The sequence below is a fragment of the Luteimonas qiangzhengi genome, from assembly GCF_039548515.1.
Lineage (GTDB): Bacteria > Pseudomonadota > Gammaproteobacteria > Xanthomonadales > Xanthomonadaceae > Luteimonas.
Genome location: NZ_JBCLVE010000012.1, coordinates 16923 through 33755 on the forward strand (window position 1 = coordinate 16923; position 16833 = coordinate 33755).

Consider the following 16833-nt stretch of genomic DNA (forward strand, 5'->3'; position numbering starts at 1 on the left):
CTCATGCTGCATCTTCAGACTCTGCATGCCAACGGCATCCTGGCGGTCGTCCTGCTGGTGTCTGCCGCACTTCCGGGTTGTGGCAGCGATCAAGTCGGCAAAATGCCCACTGAGCCTGTCGCGCCGACTAAGCCGCCTTCTCTGTTTGAGCAAGCCACGCGGGGTTTCACCACCTGCGACCTTGGGGACCTGTTCGTCGACGAATACACGAATACGACGTCCAACCCGTACCTGCTGACGATTGAAGACCGCCGCTGTGATGTGTCCGAAACGCTGGTGACCTATTGCATTGATGAGCAGTTCCACGGGCTCGATGTGACCCGCCTGGCGGTTCCGAGCACGACTCTGCCGGTGTTCGCGCTCTATTTCGATGCTGATCTCGAGGAGGGCAGGTCGACGCTGATGGCAAGGCTTGGAAAGGATTTCCGCGAATCCACAAATTCACGGCTTGGCGTCGAGCCTGAGCTTGTCCAGGACCCGGCCGATGATTCGGCCTCGGTCCTCATCTGCACGAAACCCGACTGAGAGGCGCCATATGCCTGCTTACAATCCCGGTCCGCTGTTCCGCAGAGGTAATCGGACGTTCGGACGTCGCCGCCATCCCATTACCGGAGCCATGACCGGCCACGCGGGAGATGACTGGCCAGCTGACAGTGGAACTCCAATTCCCGCGGCGGCTGGCGGGCGTGTCATCGAGAATCGACACCAGTACAACGCCGCCAGCGGTACGGGGTGGGGATGGTTCTTGCTGATCGAGCATGAGATCAATGGGCAGACGGTCAGTACGCGCTATGCGCATATGCGCGTCCAGTCTCCCATTTCGATTGGCCAGACCGTTGTCCAAGGGCAGACCATCGGCGAGGTCGGAAGCACTGGCGGAAGCACCGGTCCCCACCTTCATTTCGAAGTGATCGTCGACGGTACTCCCGTCGACCCCGCCACATTCGATTTCCCTGTAGAGGTTCAGGCCGACAACACCTCTGGGGACTGGTCATATCCGTTCCCAGCCAAAGAGCGTGATTCCGATAAAGGACTTCCCGAGCTGTACTACGAGGCACTTTCCGGGGCTGAGAGCGGCTTCTATCCGATTGGCCTCAGTGGGATCTGGCACGGTGGAGTCCATTTTGATCGGAATACGGGCGCGCACCTTGATCAGGAAAAGGGCGTACACAGCCTGACTGCGGGGGAGGTGCTGGCGTATCGGGTGGACTCAAAGTACCCGGTCACCGGCTACTCCACCGGCGAGGCCGAGTATTCCAGCGGGTTCGTCCTTGTTCGCCACAAACTCCAGCTGCCGCCTCCGCCAGAGGACAAGGCTGGCAGCGAGGGGAGTGTTGGGAAATCGCATTCCGCGGCTGCCGATGACGAAAGCAAGGCCGATGATGAATCCCTTACTTTCTTCAGCCTTTACATGCACTTGGCAAGGGTGGACGACTATCCGGAAGACAAGCCGCGACCGGGTTATTGGAGCGCTCCCGACAGTAGCTTCTCCGTCGGCAGCAAAGCCGTGGACCGCAACCCTTACAACCCCCAGGACAAGCGCAAGGGCATCAGGGTCCGTCGTGGCTCGAGCAGCAGTACGCCCGTCATCGGCTGGCTACCGCCCGGGGTAAGGCTCAGCACGTCGGGGACTGGTAACTGGCGCAAAATCGAGAGCTACGAAGAGGGCGGTCCCGCCATCGACCCGGTCAACACGCCGTCGGAAGATGCACCTCAGGGCTGGATCTACACTCCTGAGCTGACCAAGGTCGACATCCGTGAACCCGCCACTACCGATTCCGTGCATATTCTGGAGGAGCCGGTCAGCGTCGCCTCGGGTGAGTTTCTCGGGCATCTTGGACAGTACCGACGTCGTCGCGACGCGGGGCCATTCTGCTCTCATCGTCCTCTGTTGCACCTGGAAGTTTTTGCCGGTGACGAACTCAAGGAGTTTCTCCGACGCAGTCGCGAACGTGACCGGGAGCTGCCGGATGCTGCCAAGGACCTGCTGTACGTCAAGCGCGGTGCCAAGCTGGCCTTGCCTTTAGAGCCTGATCGCCCTGTCCTCGCGAACGAAGTGCTGATCTTGGACGCTGGCGACGAGGAGGCTGAGTGGATCCAGGCGACGATCGGCAGCGTAAGTGTTATTCCACGCTCTGCGCTCGGCGCGTACAGCGGGGATGCCACCCGGACCTATGACGGCAGCAAGCACCTGCTCCGCATACTCGACCGCAGTGGCGGTGCGATAACGCTGGAAGCCTTCAATGCCTTGGACTCCACCGGCCGTGCGGGATATCCCGATCGCGAAGTGGCGTCCCCTACCGCGACCAAGGTGTGGATCAAGCGTACCGACCTTTCCGGCGCTCGCGTAGAGCATGGCCGCACGCTCAACGCCTGGTCGAGATTTCCTCTCGACCCCTCTGCTGACAATGGGCCAACGGCGGGCTTTCCCCGGGTGGCGCGGATCACCGGGCTTCCGGAGACGCTTACTGATGATGAAGGCAAGCGATGGTGGGAGGTCGAAGTAGGTCTCGAAGGTGGGGGTAGTGCGACTGCATGGGCCAGGGAGACCGGACAAGCCAACGTGGAACTTTGTTCGTGCTGGGCCTGGCCGGGCTTCGAGATCGTCAATGAGCGAGGCAGTAACGCGGATCACTACAGGCACAGTCTGCAGGTCAACAAGGAGACCACATCTGCAGAAGACTTTGAGGCGATCGCAGATGCCGTCGAGAAAAGTGAACTTTTCCAACGGCTGCGTGATGCACTGGATGTAGACAAACGCGATGGGGTTACCCGCGAAGAGATGCGTGCGGGGCTTCGCCGCCCCTGGCTGTCACAAGCAATTTCGCACCTGATCGCAAGCTACGAGACCGAATGGGGCGGCGACATGTCCAAATGGACCGCCCTGGATGAGCTGATGGACGGTGAGTATGCCGACGACTGGAAGGCGGAGAAGGATCGAATCAAACAGTTGATGTGGTGGGAAGAAGCTTCGGGACTCGAGGGCTTTCCTGAATCGACGCACGTGCATTGCATCCACCCTGTTGCACTGGTGAAAAATTTCCATGGCACAACCTCGAACAGCTGCTTCCCTTTGAAAGAAGCACAGGAAATCGCGTTGCGGGTCAGCGGTGGCTACGAAGGTCGTTCAAATCTGGATTATCATGCGCTCGCAGATGATTTTGATGGGCAGGGCACTTCGTTCGGATTGATCCAATGGAACTTCGGCCAGAACACGCTCGGGCCTTTACTGCTGCAGATGTACAATCGCGATCCAACCGCGTTCGCAGCCGCTTTCCCCGTCGGTTCCGACTATCAGACTCTGGAAACGGCTCTCCGCAACCAGAATCAGCAAGCGCAGCTGACTTGGGCGCGAAATCTCTTGCGTACCAACCGCACCGCTTGGTCGCAGGCTTTCAATAACCTGGGAGACATCCCTGCATTTCAAGAGATTCAGCTTGGTGCTGTGCTCGATTACCATGAGAACGTGGTGAAGGCGATCACCTTGATGCGTGGCATCGCTCCCGATCTGATGCAGGAAGTGCACGTGGGCACTTATGCCGCCTTATACGATCTGAGCGTACAGCAGGGCACGATCGACAAAAGTGGTTCGCTTGCCGCGGCCAGAAAGCGCTACGGTGATGAACGCCCGAGCACACAGGCCAAGTTCCTAGAGATCATCGTGCAGGAGCGCGCCCGAACGGCTAACAGTCGTTGGCGCGCAGATGCGATGAGTCGCCGGATGGGAATCATCCAACGCGAGCCTTACTCGGCTTCCGAAAGTGGCTACTCTGCGAAGCGTTCCAATGCCAACTTCAAACTGTTGGAGGATGTCCATGATAAGTCTATCTGCCAGTTATAGGGTCGCCACGCTCTCACTGGTTCTTATCCTTACCGCGTGCGTGGAACTCGTGGACGGCGACACGCAATCCGCGGAGCCATTACCGCCACGAATGGGGCCGGTTGCCGAAGCGGCGCAGGTGTCGGAAAACCATTGCGATTCCGCAGGGAATTGCAAGCTGGCGCTCACCAACAGTCCGGACGCGCTGGCGCTGTGCGAGGGCAATGCGCCGAAGCTTTACTGGAACCAGGGACGAGAGAGCTATCTGTTCGCCTGTGAATGCGACTGCAGTTCGCACGACAACACCGGATGGCTGGTCGATGTGTCGACCGGCAGGGTCCAGGGGGTGGGACTTGGAAAGCCGGCGGTCGCGCAGGAGCTGATCAATGTTGACATCGTGACCGACATCATGGCTTCCCATCCGTTCTGCGAAGCGCTCGACTCCAACTCTTTGCAATCTGCTGAATTCGTCAGCCTGATCAAGTATCCGACAGGCAATGACAACATTCCCTATTGTTTCTCGCCCAGGACTTTCATTAAATCTGGGGAGAGTATCGTCATCAAAGACAACGGCAGCCGGGTGTTTGAGGATGATGACGAGGTGTTTCTATCCACTTCGGAAGACGTGGCTGCAAAAGTCTTGACGCTTACAAGGCAGCAGGCGCGCTAGGGATCATCTGAATAACGGGCCCTGAGGCTACAACTGTCGTCTCTGCGGCGCCAGCTTGACGCCAGATTATGATCTTTCCCGAATTCGGACCGATTTCGACCACTTTTCGCCTATTTCGGCGGGTTTTCCCGCCTTTCAGGCGCAACTATCCCGCAGCCGCCAGCAAATCTCGCCGCGCCATCCACAGGTTCGACAACGCGAACAGTGTCAGCACCTGCGCGGTGTTCTTTGCCAGCCCGCGGTAACGCACCTTGGTGTAGCCGAACTGCCGCTTCACCACCCGGAACGGGTGTTCCACCTTCGCCCGCACGCTGGCCTTGAAATGCTCCCAACGTTCGGCGTATTTGCGCTCGCGCTGTACATCCCGCCCGAGCCGGTGGAGATCCAGGCTGGCGATATCGTCGGCCACCTCGGCGAGTACCAGCGTTATCTGGACATGGACGCCCTGGCACAGTGTTCTTCTGGACGTCCGCTGGCCCAGATGGACGTTTTCACCCACGAGGATCTGGCGGGCTTCATCGCTCAAAGCAGGTCCCGGGACGCACAACTTGATGCACGCCAGAAGACCCTGCTGCATGTCAGGCCGGGTGCCCGCCTGGTCCAGCCTTCCAAGCCGGACATCGAATTGGAAGCTGGTGAGGCCGTCGTTCAAATTGAAGACGATGGCGACGGCCGGTGGGTCATGGGCCGAAAGGGCACGGTGGCCATCGTCGACCAGCGGGCCGGGGGCTTCAACGCTGCCACCCGCACCTACGGTGACGGCAGGATCTTCATTGCAGCGGTGGATGCAGAGGGCAATGAAATTACGTTGGACGAGTACAACGCCCTGCCTGACAAAACCTCCTATCCGCGCCGAAAGCTGTTGACGCCGACTGGGAGCGAAGTTTGGGTCAGTCGCGGCACCGCCGACCAACAGGCGCTGGTCACGTCGCCGGGCCGTGCCTGGTCGCGATCTCCCCTGCAAGCCGCCAATGCCAGAGGAGAGGCGGTGGGGTATTCCCGGGTGATTCCCGTCGCCGCAATAGAAGAGTCGCTCAAAGAGGCCGATGGCACCCGATGGTTCCAGGTTGATGCCCCCACGTCGTCAGGGGAGCTGACCCGCGGCTGGGTGCGGGAGAGCGGACACTCCAACGTGGAGATCTGTTCCCCTTGGGCCTGGCCCGGCTTCGAGCTTTTCGATGTCGCCGAGCTGGAGCCTCGGGAGCTGTTCGCTCGCGAACTGGCCGCCAGCGGACGTGCACAGCCGCAGGAACGCGACGAGTTCGACAATACCGCCCGCAACATTGAACAGAGCCCATTGTTTGCCGCCTTGGGTCGCGCCATCGACCGCGACGGCAACCGGGAAATCACTCCGCTGGAACTTCGCAATGCGCTGAAAACCGAGTGGCTGGCAGACGCAATTTCGCGCTTGGTGATCCGCTATCCCAGTGAGTGGTCGGATCCGACCGATCGTTGGAGCAGGATCGACGACCTGATTGAAGACGAGACGCTACGCAAGGATTGGGAGCATGAGAAGGGCCGGATTGAGAAGTTCACCATCTGGTCTGAGGTCGCCGGACAACATGGGTTCCCATCGAATTCAGACGTACATCACCTACATTCCATCGGTTTTATTGAAAACTTTTTCTCGAGGCAGGAGTATGACTGTTTGACCTACCGGATCCTGTACGAAGATGGTTCGTTGGAGCGAATCACGCCTTCGGATATAAATCCAGCGAAGACGAATATAATTAGATACATATATGTCGACGCGATAGGGTCAGAGCACGACTTGGGAGAGTATACGTTTATTCTCGCCGGGCGTGTGGGGCCCGGTAACGCGCAAGCGGAAGGGATTGTCCGGCTGATGGACCTCCGGGACGTTGATGATTATGCGTCGGGTGACGTCCGATATGGATTTCACTACGATGAGCGATTGACGCTGCGCCCATATGTTGCGGATGATGCGATGGCTAGTCTATTTGGCGCCATGCTGGACACCAGCTTTGTTGATGTTTCATGCAATGGCTTCAGCGACCATAGAGGGCATTCCATCGGAGGAAGCTCGAGTCATAGAAATGGCGTAAATGGCGACTTCAAGTACTTTCGAGCCGACGGGACAACCCAAGATCAAACCAGTCTTCATATTGATGTCAATCCCGAGCTGATGGATGAGGAAAGGCAGAACAGATTTAATGATGCCCTACGAAAATATGGGTGGAGTGATCTCAGAGCTTGGCGATACGTGATTGGTGGTGAAAGTAGGCTTCTTAGGCACACCCAACACTTAAGGAACCACCAGCATCATTTGCACCTTCAGGGCTACAGTCCGACAATCGCAGAAATCAATGAAAATTAATAATTTGGCGCTTCTTCCCATTGTTTTGTCTGCCTCATTTCTGGCCGGATGTATCACGCATGCCGGTGACGATCAGGATTCGGGAAAATCCTGTGCGAAGTTTTTGAAGGAGATTCCCGTCGGGACCGATAACGCACCCGTTAGCTACGATTTGGAAGAATTCCTTAACATCTCGACGTCAAACGAGTTGACAGCCGCATATGACGCGCTTCAGTCCATCGAGTCGGGTTGTGGCCTTGGAGAAATTGTTCCGGACGATCCAGAAGAGATTATGGCCCCTTGGGAAGCGCCTAACTATGTCGATGTGCTGGCAGGGATCAGTGGCATGACTCCGTGGGTTCAATTTGTTTATCCATCGATCGGGGAGTTTGGCCCCGGCTTGGCATCGAGTGTCGTTTTTTACGATGAAACTGGTCATCCGATAGTTGCCAAGTTGGTAAGTGAATACCATTCTTGGGAAAACACATCAGTGCTTAAGTCCGTACTTTTTGAAGGAAAGATCGAGTCGTGTAGGCAATATATTGAGTACTTCTCTTATGACCAAGATGGTGATATCGCCGGCGAGCTGGACTCCCCAGTCAGATCCGAATGTAAGCTCACGACTTCAACTTATCCGTATCCGTAATTGATTCGTCACTGAAGCGCGCGCGTCGCTTGGCAGTGGCTTGCGGAGCTCTGAGACTGGGCGGCGGGGTCAGGACTGTAGACTTGGCCACTCCCACACAATCCCGCAGAGCCGGAGGTTCCCAATGCTCACATTCATTCAGAGCCCCGACGACGTTATTGCGGTAACGATCGAATACAAGGTCACCAGCGCCGACCTTGCCGCGGTGATGGACCGCCTGGAAGGCAGCCTGGCGGCTCACGACAAGGTGCACGTGTTCGTGGAAACCCGCGCCCTTGATGCGCTCGAGATCTCCGGTCTGGGTTCGCATATCGCGCGGGCGATGCCACTGTTTGGCAAACTGCGAAGCTTCGGGCGGGTGGCTGTAATGACTCAGTGATTTCCTGCTCAGGTGTTATTCCACGAAGGAGGCACCCATGAGCGTGATGATAGAAGGAAAAATCAAGAGTTGGACGGCACGGCGAAAGTCGGCGATTGAGGTCCGATGTCTCGGCTCAGACGCCACAGATATTTGCGGATGCGGGTGCACAACTTGGACAGATCCCAACTTGAGGCAGGCATGATTTCAGATAGCTACCGCTTGACGACAGTCTACATATTGTTGAGCGCGATTATCCTGACAAGCTGTGTTGCAAGGCATGCTGAGCAATCACCTGCGTTGCCAACGCGGCAGGACGCTGTCGGCTACTACATCGGCAAGTTGCCTGATCAGACCTACGTCCGGACATATGGTGATGATGAGCATCCACGGCATTGGTATATCGCTGCCGAAGCCTTGGGTGAGTTGGGCAAGCCCGCCATCCCGGCTTTGATTGCACGACTCGATACCTCCAGTCCTTATGAGCTGAAACTGGTGCTTTATGCGCTGATGCTCGCTTCGCAGGATCCGGTGTTGCGGGTTGAGACTCAGGGTGACTATCTGCAACTGGAGACGGTGTTGACGGAAGAAAGCAATGCAGTGAATCGTCGGCTCGCGCTCGCGTGGTGGCAGAAGTATGGATACTTGTGGCGGTGATTTTTGCGTTCACAAAAAAGCCCGGCCGGAGCCGGGCTTTTCAACAACAGGCGTTGGCCTGTGTCAGATCACTTCGACCTGGTCGGCCTGCATGCCTTTCTGGCCCTGGACGGCCACGAAGGACACCTGCTGGCCTTCCTGCAGGCTCTTGAAGCCAGTGGCCTGGATCGAGTTGAAGTGCACGAACAGGTCAGGGCCGCTTTCCGGGGTGATAAACCCGAAGCCCTTGGCGTCGTTGAACCACTTCACGGTACCGGTCTGTTTCTCGGACATTTTTTAACTCCTTGGAGCAAATGGATTGGAAGCCGCATATGGCGGCAGAAGCTGGCTGCAAGGAGGAAAAGCGGGTATCCGGTGTAGTGGAACGCAATCTACGACAACAGGCCACGATTCGTGGGGGTGACCTTGAAACTCAGCGCGCACAGCTTGCCCCTTGTGATGAAGAAGCGCAAGAAGAGATTGTGCGGGTCCGGCGCCCATATCGGCCTGTGTCCGGTCTGCCGGTTGGTCAGCGTATACCGGGGGGAGCCAGACGCTCCCCGCACATCCCCCTTGAACGCGCACACGGTCGCGCCAGGAGATCCACATCTTGCAGCTATCTTTCCGCGTCGCGGACCGGCGCGAGGTCGTGCGGGTGTTCTTTCCGGCTGCTTCTGCAATTGCGCTGGCATTGACGCTGGTCGGGTGCGGTGGGGATGGCGCGGCGAAGTTCGACTCCTCGTTGCGGGACGCGCCGTGTGGGGTAGTCACGGCCGAGACCGTGGCGGGCGTGTTCGGGCTGCCGGTGGAGGAGATTGAGCAGCACTCTGCGATGGGAATGTGTACTTACAACTGGAAGGGTGACGGTCAGGTCCTGGATGCAACCATCCACGTGACCAGGGTGTCTGAAAGCGCTGCCGCGGCGGCGGAGTATTTTGGCCGCGCCACCGCGGGGCTGAGTGGTGCCGAGTTGGATGCTGCGATGAATTCCGTTCGCGAGCAGGCACGGAAACAGGCGGGCGAGGCCGGGGGCACGACGGATGCAATTCTGGGCGCTGCTGGAGAAGCCTCCAGCAGCGGGTCCCGCGGAATCCAGTTCCGTGACGTGCCGGGGATCGGCGATCAGGCGCGCATGCAGGTCGGAAAAGGGGACCTCAACATTCTTTACCGCAATCTGTTTTTCAGCGTCAGCGCCTACCACGGCGCCCCCATGTCGTTCGCGGATGGCTTCCCCGGAGCCAGTGGATTGGTGGCGGCCAGTAACGCGTGGATGGCGGAGGTATTGCCGCAGCGCGAGGAGCAGTCGATCGAACTGGCCCGGGCGGCGCTGGCTACGCTGTAGGGCGGCCAGCGCAGATCAGTATTCTGCACGCGTTGGCGATAAGGTGGGCCGACTACATCCTGTCGCTGGCCAATGTGCCCAAGGATCGCTTTGGCATGGCGCTGGCGCTGCTGGACGGCACGGTCCACGAGGTGGGGGATTCGCGCCAGCGGATGAAGCCCTGGGCCGGTATGCGCTGCACCGGTTCACCGGCATGACCGGGCTGTCGGGTTCTGAATCCTACCGTGCCGCGGACCGAAACGAAAAAAGCCCGGCGTGAGCCGGGCTTTTCTGTCAACAGGCGTTGACCTGGATCAGATCACTTCAACCTGATCGGCCTGCATGCCTTTCTGGCCCTGGACGGCCACGAAAGAAACCTGCTGGCCTTCCTGCAGGCTCTTGAAGCCCGTGGACTGGATCGAGTTGTAATGAACGAAGAGGTCGGGGCCGCTTTCCGGCGTGATGAAGCCGAAGCCCTTCTCGTCATTGAACCACTTCACGGTACCGGTCTGTTTGTCGGACATTTTAATTCTCCTTGGAGCAAAAAAAGATTGAGAGCCGCGTGGCGGCAAGAAGCTGGCTGCAAGGAGAAACGGGTAAACGGTGTAGTGGTACAGAATCTACAACATCAGGCCACGATTCGATTGGTGACCTTGTAACTCAGCGCGGACAAGCTTGCCCGTTGTGGCCGGTGAACGCAACCCGCGGTCGCCGCCTGCGGTTCAGAACCGCTCGCCCACGGGCAGGTAGCGCCAGGCGCCCGGCGGCATTTTTGCCAGCGGTATGCGGCCGATCCGGATCCTGCGGATGGCCACCACATCCAGCCCCACCTGGGCGCACATGTCGCGCAGCTGCCCACCCTGGACGCCCTTGATGGCGAAGCGCAGGCGGATTTCGTTTTGCCAGCTCACCTTGCAGGGCGGCAGCTTCCGGCCGCCGTAGCTGAGGCCGTGGTTGAGGCGGTGCAGGCCGTAGGGCGCGATGTCGCCAGCGACTTCCACGATGAACTCCTGCTCGATGTCGTCGCGGTCTTCGCTCAGGCGGCGCCAGACGCGGCCGTCCTGGGTGAGCACCATGATGCCGCTGGCTTCGGCGTCCAGCGGCATCATCGGCGTCAGGCGGTTGAAGTGGCGCTGCTGCAGCTCTATCCGGGAAGCATCCTCGCCCCAGCGGCTGTCCGGTTGCACCAGCAATGCCGCGGGATTGGGCCCGCTGATGGTGTCGTAGCCGGCCGGCTTGTGCAGCAGGATCGTTGCCGGTTCCACGGCATCAGGCTGCGCGGCCGGGCGTACGGGAGGAGAGGACATGGGGGCTGCCGCAAAAAGGGGAGCAGCAGTGTAGCGGCCTTACCCCAGCTTGATGCCCAGCGCCGGCGCGATGGTGCGCATTGCTTCGTTGTCCTGGGTGAGGGTGATCCAGCCCGCCATGGTGTCGGCGTCGGCCTCCCAGACCCAGAGGGTGTAGCCGTATGTGCGCAGGGCCTCATAGGCGGCCTGCAGCAGGCTGTAAAGGCTGGCCTCGGCCAGAGAATCATCGTCGTCCGGGTCGTCCACGCCCCAGTCAATCTCAAGGTTCCAGCGCGAGACGAGCTCGGTGATGCTTTCAATCAGCGTGGCGGTGTCGCCGGCGCGGACCTGGAAGCCGGATTTCCAGTCGATGATGTCCTTCAGAGCCCAGGCCGGCTCGAATTCCTCGCCGTCGGCATGGGAGGCTGCCTCCTGGTAGGTGGAGAACTGCTGCAGCGCCGTCTCCTCATCGCCGGGGTTGATGAGCAGCAGGAACTGCCAGACCAAGGTTTCGGTGGCAGCGTCCTCATCGATATCCACGTGGGGGGCGTGGCCGATGGCAAAGTTGTCGTCGGGGTCGAATTCGTCGTCAGGCAGGTGCATCAGTCAGCCCATCCGCACTTGGGGGGTCATGGGTACATTGCGCTCGCTGCTCATCAGCTGCAGCTCGCCGTCCTGGATCATTGCAGTCAGGCGCATGCCGCGCTCGAGCAGGCCGGTAGCGGCTTCAACATCCGCCGGTGAAAGATCCAGCACGGTGAGGTTTTTCAGCCGTGACAGGGAAGATTCAATTTTCTTCCACCAGATTTCCGCGGAATTGCCGCTGTAGTTCACCACCACTACCTGGCGCGCCCGGGCGCAGGCTTTGCGGATGCGGGTTTCATCGGGCTGGCCCAGGTCGATCCAGCGCTCGATATCGCCGGTGTAGTCGCGCTGCCACAGATCGGCCTCGTCGGTGTCACTCAGCCCGCGGCCGAATTCCAGCCGCTCATCGGCGTACAGGGCGAAGGCGATCAACCGCACCATCAGCCGCTCCGGGGTTTCCGACGGATGCTGGGCCAGGGTGAGGTTGTGGCTGGCGTAGTACTGCCGGTCCATGTCGGTGACCTGGAGTTCCGCCTTGTAGATCTTGGAGTTGGGTGCCATGGGCGCGCCGGAAAAGGGAAGGCGCAATTGTAGTCGCCGTGGCGACAGGCCGGGATCCGGCGGTGGCGGTTTGGAATGCGGCCCAATGGAAGCGATGATGCACACCCCCACCGGCGCCCGGCGCGAGAAACCATGATCAACAACGACGTACTGCGCAGCATCCGCTACATGCTCGACCTGAGTGACCAGAAGGTGGTGGAGATCGTCCACCTCGTCGATCCGGCCCTCCCCCTGGACAAGGATCAGGTGCGCGTCTTCCTGCTCAAGGACGAGGAGCCTGGATACGTGGACTGCAGCGATGGCGTGCTGGCGCACTTCCTGGACGGCCTGATCGTGCACCTGCGGGGCAGGGATGAGAGCCGGCCGCCGCGACCGGTGGAGCAGCGGATCAGTAACAACGTGGTGCTGAAGAAGCTGCGGGTGGCGTTTGAGCTGCAGGATGCCGACATGCACCAGGTGTTTGCCGATGCCGGCTTCCCGCTGTCCCGGCCGGAGCTGTCGGCGCTGTTTCGCAGCCCCGGGCACAAGAATTACCGCGCCTGCGGCGACCAGCTGCTGCGCGCGTTCCTGAAAGGGTTGACGGCGCGGGTGCGCGGGGCCTGAGCCGGCGGGCTGCAACAGGCGCGCTACAGCAGCCGGAATGCCGCCAACGCGATGAGCGTGGGCGGCAGTGCAGCGGCCAGCAGGCCGAGCGGGCTCACGGTCTGGTCCTTGAAGAACCGGCGCAGGATCGACATGCCGGCCGGGTTGGGCGCGTTGGCGATCACCGTCAGACCGCCACCGGCCACGGCGCCGGCCACCAGCATGTACTTGAACTCATCGCTCAGCCCTTCCACCAGTGAGCCGAGGTAGGTGAGCGCGGCGTTGTCGGTGATGGCGGTCAGCGCGGCGGCCCCGTAGAACACGGCATCCGGGCTCATGTCCATCAGCAGCGGCTGCAGCCACCACTGTTGCTGGCCACCCAGCACCACCAGCCCGGCGAGGAAGAACGCCACCAGCAGGCCTTCGCGCAGGATCAGGCGGTCCTGGTACTGCTTGTAGGCGGTGGCCGTGCCCATGAACAGCAGGAAGACGCCCATGAACATCGCCGGGTGATGGGCGAACACCACCAGGCCGAACAGGAACAGCACGTGCAGGGCCACGACCCAGATCGGGATGGGCCGGGTGGGCGTGCCGTCTTCACCGGAGGGCAGCTGGCTCAGCTCCCTGCGGAACACGAACACCACCAGGGCGGCGTTGAACACCACCGCCAGGGCAGCCTTCCAGCCGAAGTTGACCATCATGAAGGCCAGGTCCCAGTTCCACTTGCCGGCCACCATCAGCACCGGCGGCGCGGCGAAGGGGGTCAGTGCGCCGCCGATCGAGATGTTGACGAACAGGGTGCCCAGCAGGGCGTACTTGGCCTTGTCCGAGATGTTCATCGGGTAGACGCGCCGGGCCAGCAGCATTGCGGCCAGCGTCATGGCCGCGGGCTCGGTGATGAACGATCCCAGCAGCGGCACCAGCGCCAGCACGCTGAAGCAGAATTCAAGCCCATTGCGCCACGGCAGAAGCCGCGCCAGCCCATCCACCAGCTGGCTGGCCAGCCACACGATGGGCCGGGTGCCGGCGATCACCATGATCGCGAACACGAACATGGGCTCGGTGAAATTGCGTGAATTGACGTAGGCGGTGGCCTCCGTGGGCCCCGCCATGGCCATCAGGGTCACCACGAACACCATGGCCCAGACGCCGAACACCACCTCCACTTCGGCCAGCAGGTGCCAGATACCCGAGTGCGCCGGCTGGCGCTGGGCAAGGCGCTGGAAGTACTTGGTGCTGAAGGTGTGGATGATCGCCACGGCAAACAGGATGCTGGCGACGAGCTGGATACTGGTAGGGTTCAAGGGCGGCCGGAAGGATGCGGATTCCGGGCCATCCTAGGCTAAGCGGCCGCCGCCTGAAACCTGCCATCGGACAGGGTTGGGCGGACCGGATCCAGACTGGGCTCTTCGGCGTTGACGGTGGTCGCTGCCAGAAGCAGTGCCAGAACGGTGAGGGGCGAGGCCGCGCCGCTATTGCAGATAAACTGGGCGAATGGATAAGACAAACACAACAACGTCCCACGGCGAGTACAAAGTGCCGGGCGGCAAGCTGGTGGTGGTGGACCTGGTGATCGACGCCGGGCGGATGACCGCGGTGCAGGTGAGCGGGGATTTTTTCCTTGAGCCTGCCACCGCGCGTGACGCCATTGATGCGGCGCTGGAGGGTCTGCCGGTCGAGACGGCTCAGGCGGAACTGACCGAAGCCGTTGAGGTGGCGCTGGGCGTGGACACGCAGATGTTCGGCATCACGGCCGAGGGCGTAGCGGTAGCAGTGCGCCGCGCGCTGGGCGACACCGCTGCGGGCACGGGGGGCCAGCCATGAGCCGCAGCCAATGGCAGGATCACGATTGGCGGCTGATCCACATGGAGCCGCAGGCGCCGGCGCTGCACATGGCGCTTGATGACGTGATGCTGGATGAGGTGGCGGCGGGCCGCCAGCCACCCACGCTGCGGGTGTGGGAGTGGGGCGCATCGGCGGTGGTGGTGGGCCGGTTCCAGTCGCTGCGCAACGAGGTGGATGCGGAAGCCGCCGAACGCCACGGGATCCAGGTGGTGCGCCGGATCAGCGGTGGCGGGGCGATGTTCATCGAGCCCGGCAACACCATTACCTATTCAGTGGTGGCGCCTGAATCGCTGGTGCACGGCATGGATTTCGAACAGGCCTATGCCTACATGGACCAATGGGTGATCGAAGCCCTGGCCGGGCTGGGGGTGAAGGCCTGGTACGTGCCGCTGAACGACATCACTTCGCCCGCAGGCAAGATTGCCGGCGCGGCCCAGGCCCGGCGCCGTGGCACGGTGCTGCATCACGTGACCATGGCCTATGACATCGACGCGGTGAAAATGATGGACGTGCTGCGCATCGGCCGCGAGAAGCTGTCGGACAAGGGCACCAAGAGCGCGCTCAAGCGTGTGGACCCGCTGCGCAGCCAGACCGGTCTGCCGCGCGCCGAGGTGATCGAGCGGATGATCGAAACATTCCGCACCCGCCATGGTGGACTGCAGCAGGCGTCATTGCATCCGGATGAACTGGGCCGTGCGGTGAAGCTGGCCCGGGAGAAGTTCGAAACGCCGGAGTGGACTGCGTTGCTGCCCTGAAGCTGAGGTTCAGGTCCTACACGCAGGCTTCTCGAGCCGGGTCGTAGCGTTCTCTCCAACGAATCTGGAGCAGGACGTTCAATGGGATCCTTGGCCCGGGTCAGGCACAACGCCTGTCCCCACACGAGTAAAGCCGAACACGCGGATGCCACCAGCGACCGTGCTGAGGGATCACGCGGCGCGCTGCTGCGCGACTTCATCGCCGATGACAATTTCCCTTGCGTCGGGGCGAAGACCGCCGTTTCGCGCCAGTCGCTGTGCATCCTTGAATGCGGACGGCTGGGTGACAAAGGCAACGACGTTCGGCTGCTCGACAGTCTGAGCACTTTCGCGCAGGGCCTTGCGCATGACGCCGGAGATAAATACGCGCTGCATTCGTTTGCCGTTGTGTTCGATGGCCCCTCCGATACGGATGAGCGGCGCTTTGAAGCGCTGCTGTGGTCGCAGCTGCAGCGCCTGCATGATCTGGACGTGCGCCGCGGTCATGCCTGGGCGAGTGATGTGAGCACCGACCCGGCAAGCCCACATTTCAGCCTGAGCCTGGGTGGGCATCCGTTCTTCGTGATCGGCCTGCATCCGGGCGCATCGCGGCACGCGCGCCGGTTCGGGTATCCCACGCTGGTGTTCAACTCGCATCGCCAGTTCATGCGGCTGCGTGCCGATGGCCGCTACGGGAAGATGCAATCCGCCATCCGCAAGCGCGACATCGCGCTGCAGGGCTCGATCAATCCCAACCTTGCCGATTTCGGCGAGGCCAGTGAGGCGCTGCAGTACACTGGCCGCGCGGTTGAACCGGGCTGGCAGTGCCCGCTGCGGGTGAGGAAGGTGCAATGAAGCAGACGGTGGTTGAACGCATTGACCCGTGCTCCGGCCGGGCGGTGGAGCTGGAAGCCGGGGACGAGCTGGTGGTGATCGATCCGATGGGCCAGCAGGTGAGCGATCTCACCGCGTTTTCGCGCGACGACCTGGCCGAATACCTTTCTTCGGGCCGCTCGATCGACTACGCATCCAAGCTGTGGCTGACCACCGGCGACGTGCTGTATTCCAACCGCAGCCGGCCGATGTTCACCATCGTGGAGGACACCTGCGGCCGGCATGATTTCACCCTGACGCCGTGCTCGAAGCGGATGTTCGAGTTGCTCTACGACGAGAAGGAAGGCCGGCCGGGCTGCGAGGGCAACCTGGCTGCGGCGCTGGCGCCGTGGGGCATCGGCACCGACCGGGTGCCGATCGCATTCAACATTTTCATGAATGTCACCGTGGACGGCGACAGCGGCGAGATCGCGGTGCGTCCGCCGCTGAGCAAACCCGGGGATTTCGTGCGGCTGCGCGCCGAGATGCCGATGGTGGTGGCCATGACCGCGTGCTCGGCCGGGCAGTCCAACAATTTCAGCTACAAGCCGATCGATTTCTTCGTCGAGCGCCGCGGTGATTCTTGCCGCTGACGGTGC

Annotated in this window: 19 protein-coding genes and 2 pseudogenes; 14 read left to right on the forward strand and 7 right to left on the reverse strand. The window is 61.0% G+C overall.

Annotated elements, in window-relative coordinates:
* The first annotated feature begins 3 nt into the window (after positions 1 to 3).
* The 3 genes from WCE59_RS10515 (at position 4) to WCE59_RS10525 (ending at position 4490) form a co-directional block, all read left to right on the forward strand.
* Positions 4 to 525, forward strand: a complete 522-nt coding sequence (locus tag WCE59_RS10515; protein ID WP_343258722.1) for a hypothetical protein — start codon at positions 4 to 6, stop codon at positions 523 to 525.
* A gap of 91 nt (positions 526 to 616) precedes the next feature.
* The gene (locus WCE59_RS10520) at positions 617 to 3841 is read left to right on the forward strand and encodes a M23 family metallopeptidase (RefSeq protein WP_343258723.1); all 3225 of its coding nucleotides are present in this window, start codon (positions 617 to 619) and stop codon (positions 3839 to 3841) included.
* 40 nt (positions 3842 to 3881) lie between these two features.
* Positions 3882 to 4490 (forward strand): hypothetical protein, encoded by a 609-nt coding sequence (locus WCE59_RS10525; RefSeq protein ID WP_343258724.1) that lies wholly within the window; start codon positions 3882 to 3884, stop codon positions 4488 to 4490.
* A gap of 145 nt (positions 4491 to 4635) precedes the next feature.
* Here WCE59_RS10525 and WCE59_RS10530 read toward each other — a convergent pair.
* Positions 4636 to 4848, reverse strand: a pseudogene (locus WCE59_RS10530) (transposase); the annotation flags it as partial.
* A gap of 18 nt (positions 4849 to 4866) precedes the next feature.
* Between WCE59_RS10530 and WCE59_RS10535 the strand changes: the two are divergent.
* The 4 genes from WCE59_RS10535 to WCE59_RS10550 all read left to right on the forward strand — a co-directional run bounded on the left by WCE59_RS10535 (position 4867) and on the right by WCE59_RS10550 (position 8468).
* Positions 4867 to 6828: a hypothetical protein gene (locus WCE59_RS10535; RefSeq protein WP_343258725.1), complete on the forward strand. Its 1962-nt coding sequence runs from the start codon at positions 4867 to 4869 to the stop codon at positions 6826 to 6828.
* Positions 6818 to 7453 (forward strand): hypothetical protein, encoded by a 636-nt coding sequence (locus WCE59_RS10540; protein ID WP_343258726.1) that lies wholly within the window; start codon positions 6818 to 6820, stop codon positions 7451 to 7453. Before WCE59_RS10535 ends, WCE59_RS10540 begins: the two co-directional genes overlap by 11 nt.
* A 124-nt stretch (positions 7454 to 7577) precedes the next feature.
* The gene (locus WCE59_RS10545; RefSeq protein ID WP_343258727.1) at positions 7578 to 7832 is read left to right on the forward strand and encodes a SpoIIAA family protein; all 255 of its coding nucleotides are present in this window, start codon (positions 7578 to 7580) and stop codon (positions 7830 to 7832) included.
* Positions 7833 to 8012: 180 nt separating this feature from the next.
* Entirely contained in the window at positions 8013 to 8468 is a 456-nt protein-coding gene (locus WCE59_RS10550; RefSeq protein ID WP_343258728.1) for a hypothetical protein, read from the forward strand.
* A gap of 63 nt (positions 8469 to 8531) precedes the next feature.
* Here WCE59_RS10550 and WCE59_RS10555 read toward each other — a convergent pair whose 3' ends face one another.
* Positions 8532 to 8741 carry a cold-shock protein gene (locus WCE59_RS10555; RefSeq protein ID WP_343258729.1) on the reverse strand — a complete coding sequence of 70 codons (210 nt, stop codon included), beginning with the start codon at positions 8739 to 8741 and terminating at the stop codon, positions 8532 to 8534.
* A gap of 355 nt (positions 8742 to 9096) precedes the next feature.
* Here WCE59_RS10555 and WCE59_RS10560 point away from each other — a divergent pair, with 355 nt between their 5' ends.
* A complete protein-coding gene (locus WCE59_RS10560) occupies positions 9097 to 9789 on the forward strand; it encodes a hypothetical protein (protein WP_343258730.1) in 693 nt (230 codons plus the stop codon).
* Between the two features lie 32 nt (positions 9790 to 9821).
* Positions 9822 to 9986: a hypothetical protein gene (locus WCE59_RS10565; RefSeq protein ID WP_343258731.1), complete on the forward strand. Its 165-nt coding sequence runs from the start codon at positions 9822 to 9824 to the stop codon at positions 9984 to 9986.
* 96 nt (positions 9987 to 10082) lie between these two features.
* Here WCE59_RS10565 and WCE59_RS10570 read toward each other — a convergent pair whose 3' ends face one another.
* The 4 genes and pseudogenes from WCE59_RS10570 to WCE59_RS10585 form a co-directional block, all read right to left on the reverse strand.
* Complete coding sequence (locus tag WCE59_RS10570; RefSeq protein ID WP_343258732.1) at positions 10083 to 10292, reverse strand: cold-shock protein; 210 nt, start codon at positions 10290 to 10292, stop codon at positions 10083 to 10085.
* 198 nt (positions 10293 to 10490) lie between these two features.
* Positions 10491 to 11036 (reverse strand): annotated as a pseudogene (locus WCE59_RS10575) (pseudouridine synthase); the annotation flags it as partial.
* Between the two features lie 78 nt (positions 11037 to 11114).
* On the reverse strand, positions 11115 to 11651 hold the full coding sequence (locus WCE59_RS10580; RefSeq protein ID WP_449284149.1) for a DUF6630 family protein: 537 nt from the start codon (positions 11649 to 11651) through the stop codon (positions 11115 to 11117).
* A gap of 9 nt (positions 11652 to 11660) precedes the next feature.
* On the reverse strand, positions 11661 to 12200 hold the full coding sequence (locus WCE59_RS10585) for a YaeQ family protein (protein ID WP_343258735.1): 540 nt from the start codon (positions 12198 to 12200) through the stop codon (positions 11661 to 11663).
* A 132-nt stretch (positions 12201 to 12332) separates the two neighbouring features.
* Here WCE59_RS10585 and WCE59_RS10590 point away from each other — a divergent pair, with 132 nt between their 5' ends.
* A complete protein-coding gene (locus WCE59_RS10590) occupies positions 12333 to 12803 on the forward strand; it encodes a YehS family protein (RefSeq protein ID WP_343258736.1) in 471 nt (156 codons plus the stop codon).
* A gap of 23 nt (positions 12804 to 12826) precedes the next feature.
* Here WCE59_RS10590 and WCE59_RS10595 read toward each other — a convergent pair whose 3' ends face one another.
* Positions 12827 to 14086: a putative Na+/H+ antiporter gene (locus WCE59_RS10595; protein ID WP_343258737.1), complete on the reverse strand. Its 1260-nt coding sequence runs from the start codon at positions 14084 to 14086 to the stop codon at positions 12827 to 12829.
* 190 nt (positions 14087 to 14276) lie between these two features.
* On the opposite strand from WCE59_RS10595, the gene WCE59_RS10600 reads away from it, so the two are divergent.
* The 4 genes from WCE59_RS10600 to WCE59_RS10615 all read left to right on the forward strand — a co-directional run bounded on the left by WCE59_RS10600 (position 14277) and on the right by WCE59_RS10615 (position 16827).
* A complete protein-coding gene (locus WCE59_RS10600) occupies positions 14277 to 14606 on the forward strand; it encodes a biotin--protein ligase (protein WP_343258738.1) in 330 nt (109 codons plus the stop codon).
* Positions 14603 to 15382 carry a lipoate--protein ligase family protein gene (locus WCE59_RS10605; protein WP_343258739.1) on the forward strand — a complete coding sequence of 260 codons (780 nt, stop codon included), beginning with the start codon at positions 14603 to 14605 and terminating at the stop codon, positions 15380 to 15382. Before WCE59_RS10600 ends, WCE59_RS10605 begins: the two co-directional genes overlap by 4 nt.
* 81 nt (positions 15383 to 15463) lie before the next feature.
* On the forward strand, positions 15464 to 16216 hold the full coding sequence (gntA, locus tag WCE59_RS10610) for a guanitoxin biosynthesis heme-dependent pre-guanitoxin N-hydroxylase GntA (protein WP_343258740.1): 753 nt from the start codon (positions 15464 to 15466) through the stop codon (positions 16214 to 16216).
* Positions 16213 to 16827 (forward strand): urea carboxylase-associated family protein, encoded by a 615-nt coding sequence (locus tag WCE59_RS10615; RefSeq protein WP_343258741.1) that lies wholly within the window; start codon positions 16213 to 16215, stop codon positions 16825 to 16827. Before gntA ends, WCE59_RS10615 begins: the two co-directional genes overlap by 4 nt.
* Positions 16828 to 16833 lie beyond the last annotated feature (6 nt).

Bases quoted from the DNA above. Each gene is read 5' to 3' on its own strand.
- gntA (WP_343258740.1), top strand. From the start codon at position 15,464: ATGGGATCCTTGGCCCGGGTCAGGCACAACGCCTGTCCCCACACGAGT.
- WCE59_RS10600 (WP_343258738.1), top strand. From the start codon at position 14,277: ATGGATAAGACAAACACAACAACGTCCCACGGCGAGTACAAAGTGCCG.
- WCE59_RS10555 (WP_343258729.1), bottom strand. From the start codon at position 8,741: ATGTCCGAGAAACAGACCGGTACCGTGAAGTGGTTCAACGACGCCAAG.
- WCE59_RS10585 (WP_343258735.1), bottom strand. From the start codon at position 12,200: ATGGCACCCAACTCCAAGATCTACAAGGCGGAACTCCAGGTCACCGAC.
- WCE59_RS10570 (WP_343258732.1), bottom strand. From the start codon at position 10,292: ATGTCCGACAAACAGACCGGTACCGTGAAGTGGTTCAATGACGAGAAG.
- WCE59_RS10520 (WP_343258723.1), top strand. From the start codon at position 617: ATGACCGGCCACGCGGGAGATGACTGGCCAGCTGACAGTGGAACTCCA.
- WCE59_RS10545 (WP_343258727.1), top strand. From the start codon at position 7,578: ATGCTCACATTCATTCAGAGCCCCGACGACGTTATTGCGGTAACGATC.
- WCE59_RS10615 (WP_343258741.1), top strand. From the start codon at position 16,213: ATGAAGCAGACGGTGGTTGAACGCATTGACCCGTGCTCCGGCCGGGCG.
- WCE59_RS10550 (WP_343258728.1), top strand. From the start codon at position 8,013: ATGATTTCAGATAGCTACCGCTTGACGACAGTCTACATATTGTTGAGC.
- WCE59_RS10605 (WP_343258739.1), top strand. From the start codon at position 14,603: ATGAGCCGCAGCCAATGGCAGGATCACGATTGGCGGCTGATCCACATG.
- WCE59_RS10590 (WP_343258736.1), top strand. From the start codon at position 12,333: ATGATCAACAACGACGTACTGCGCAGCATCCGCTACATGCTCGACCTG.
- WCE59_RS10540 (WP_343258726.1), top strand. From the start codon at position 6,818: ATGAAAATTAATAATTTGGCGCTTCTTCCCATTGTTTTGTCTGCCTCA.
- WCE59_RS10515 (WP_343258722.1), top strand. From the start codon at position 4: ATGCTGCATCTTCAGACTCTGCATGCCAACGGCATCCTGGCGGTCGTC.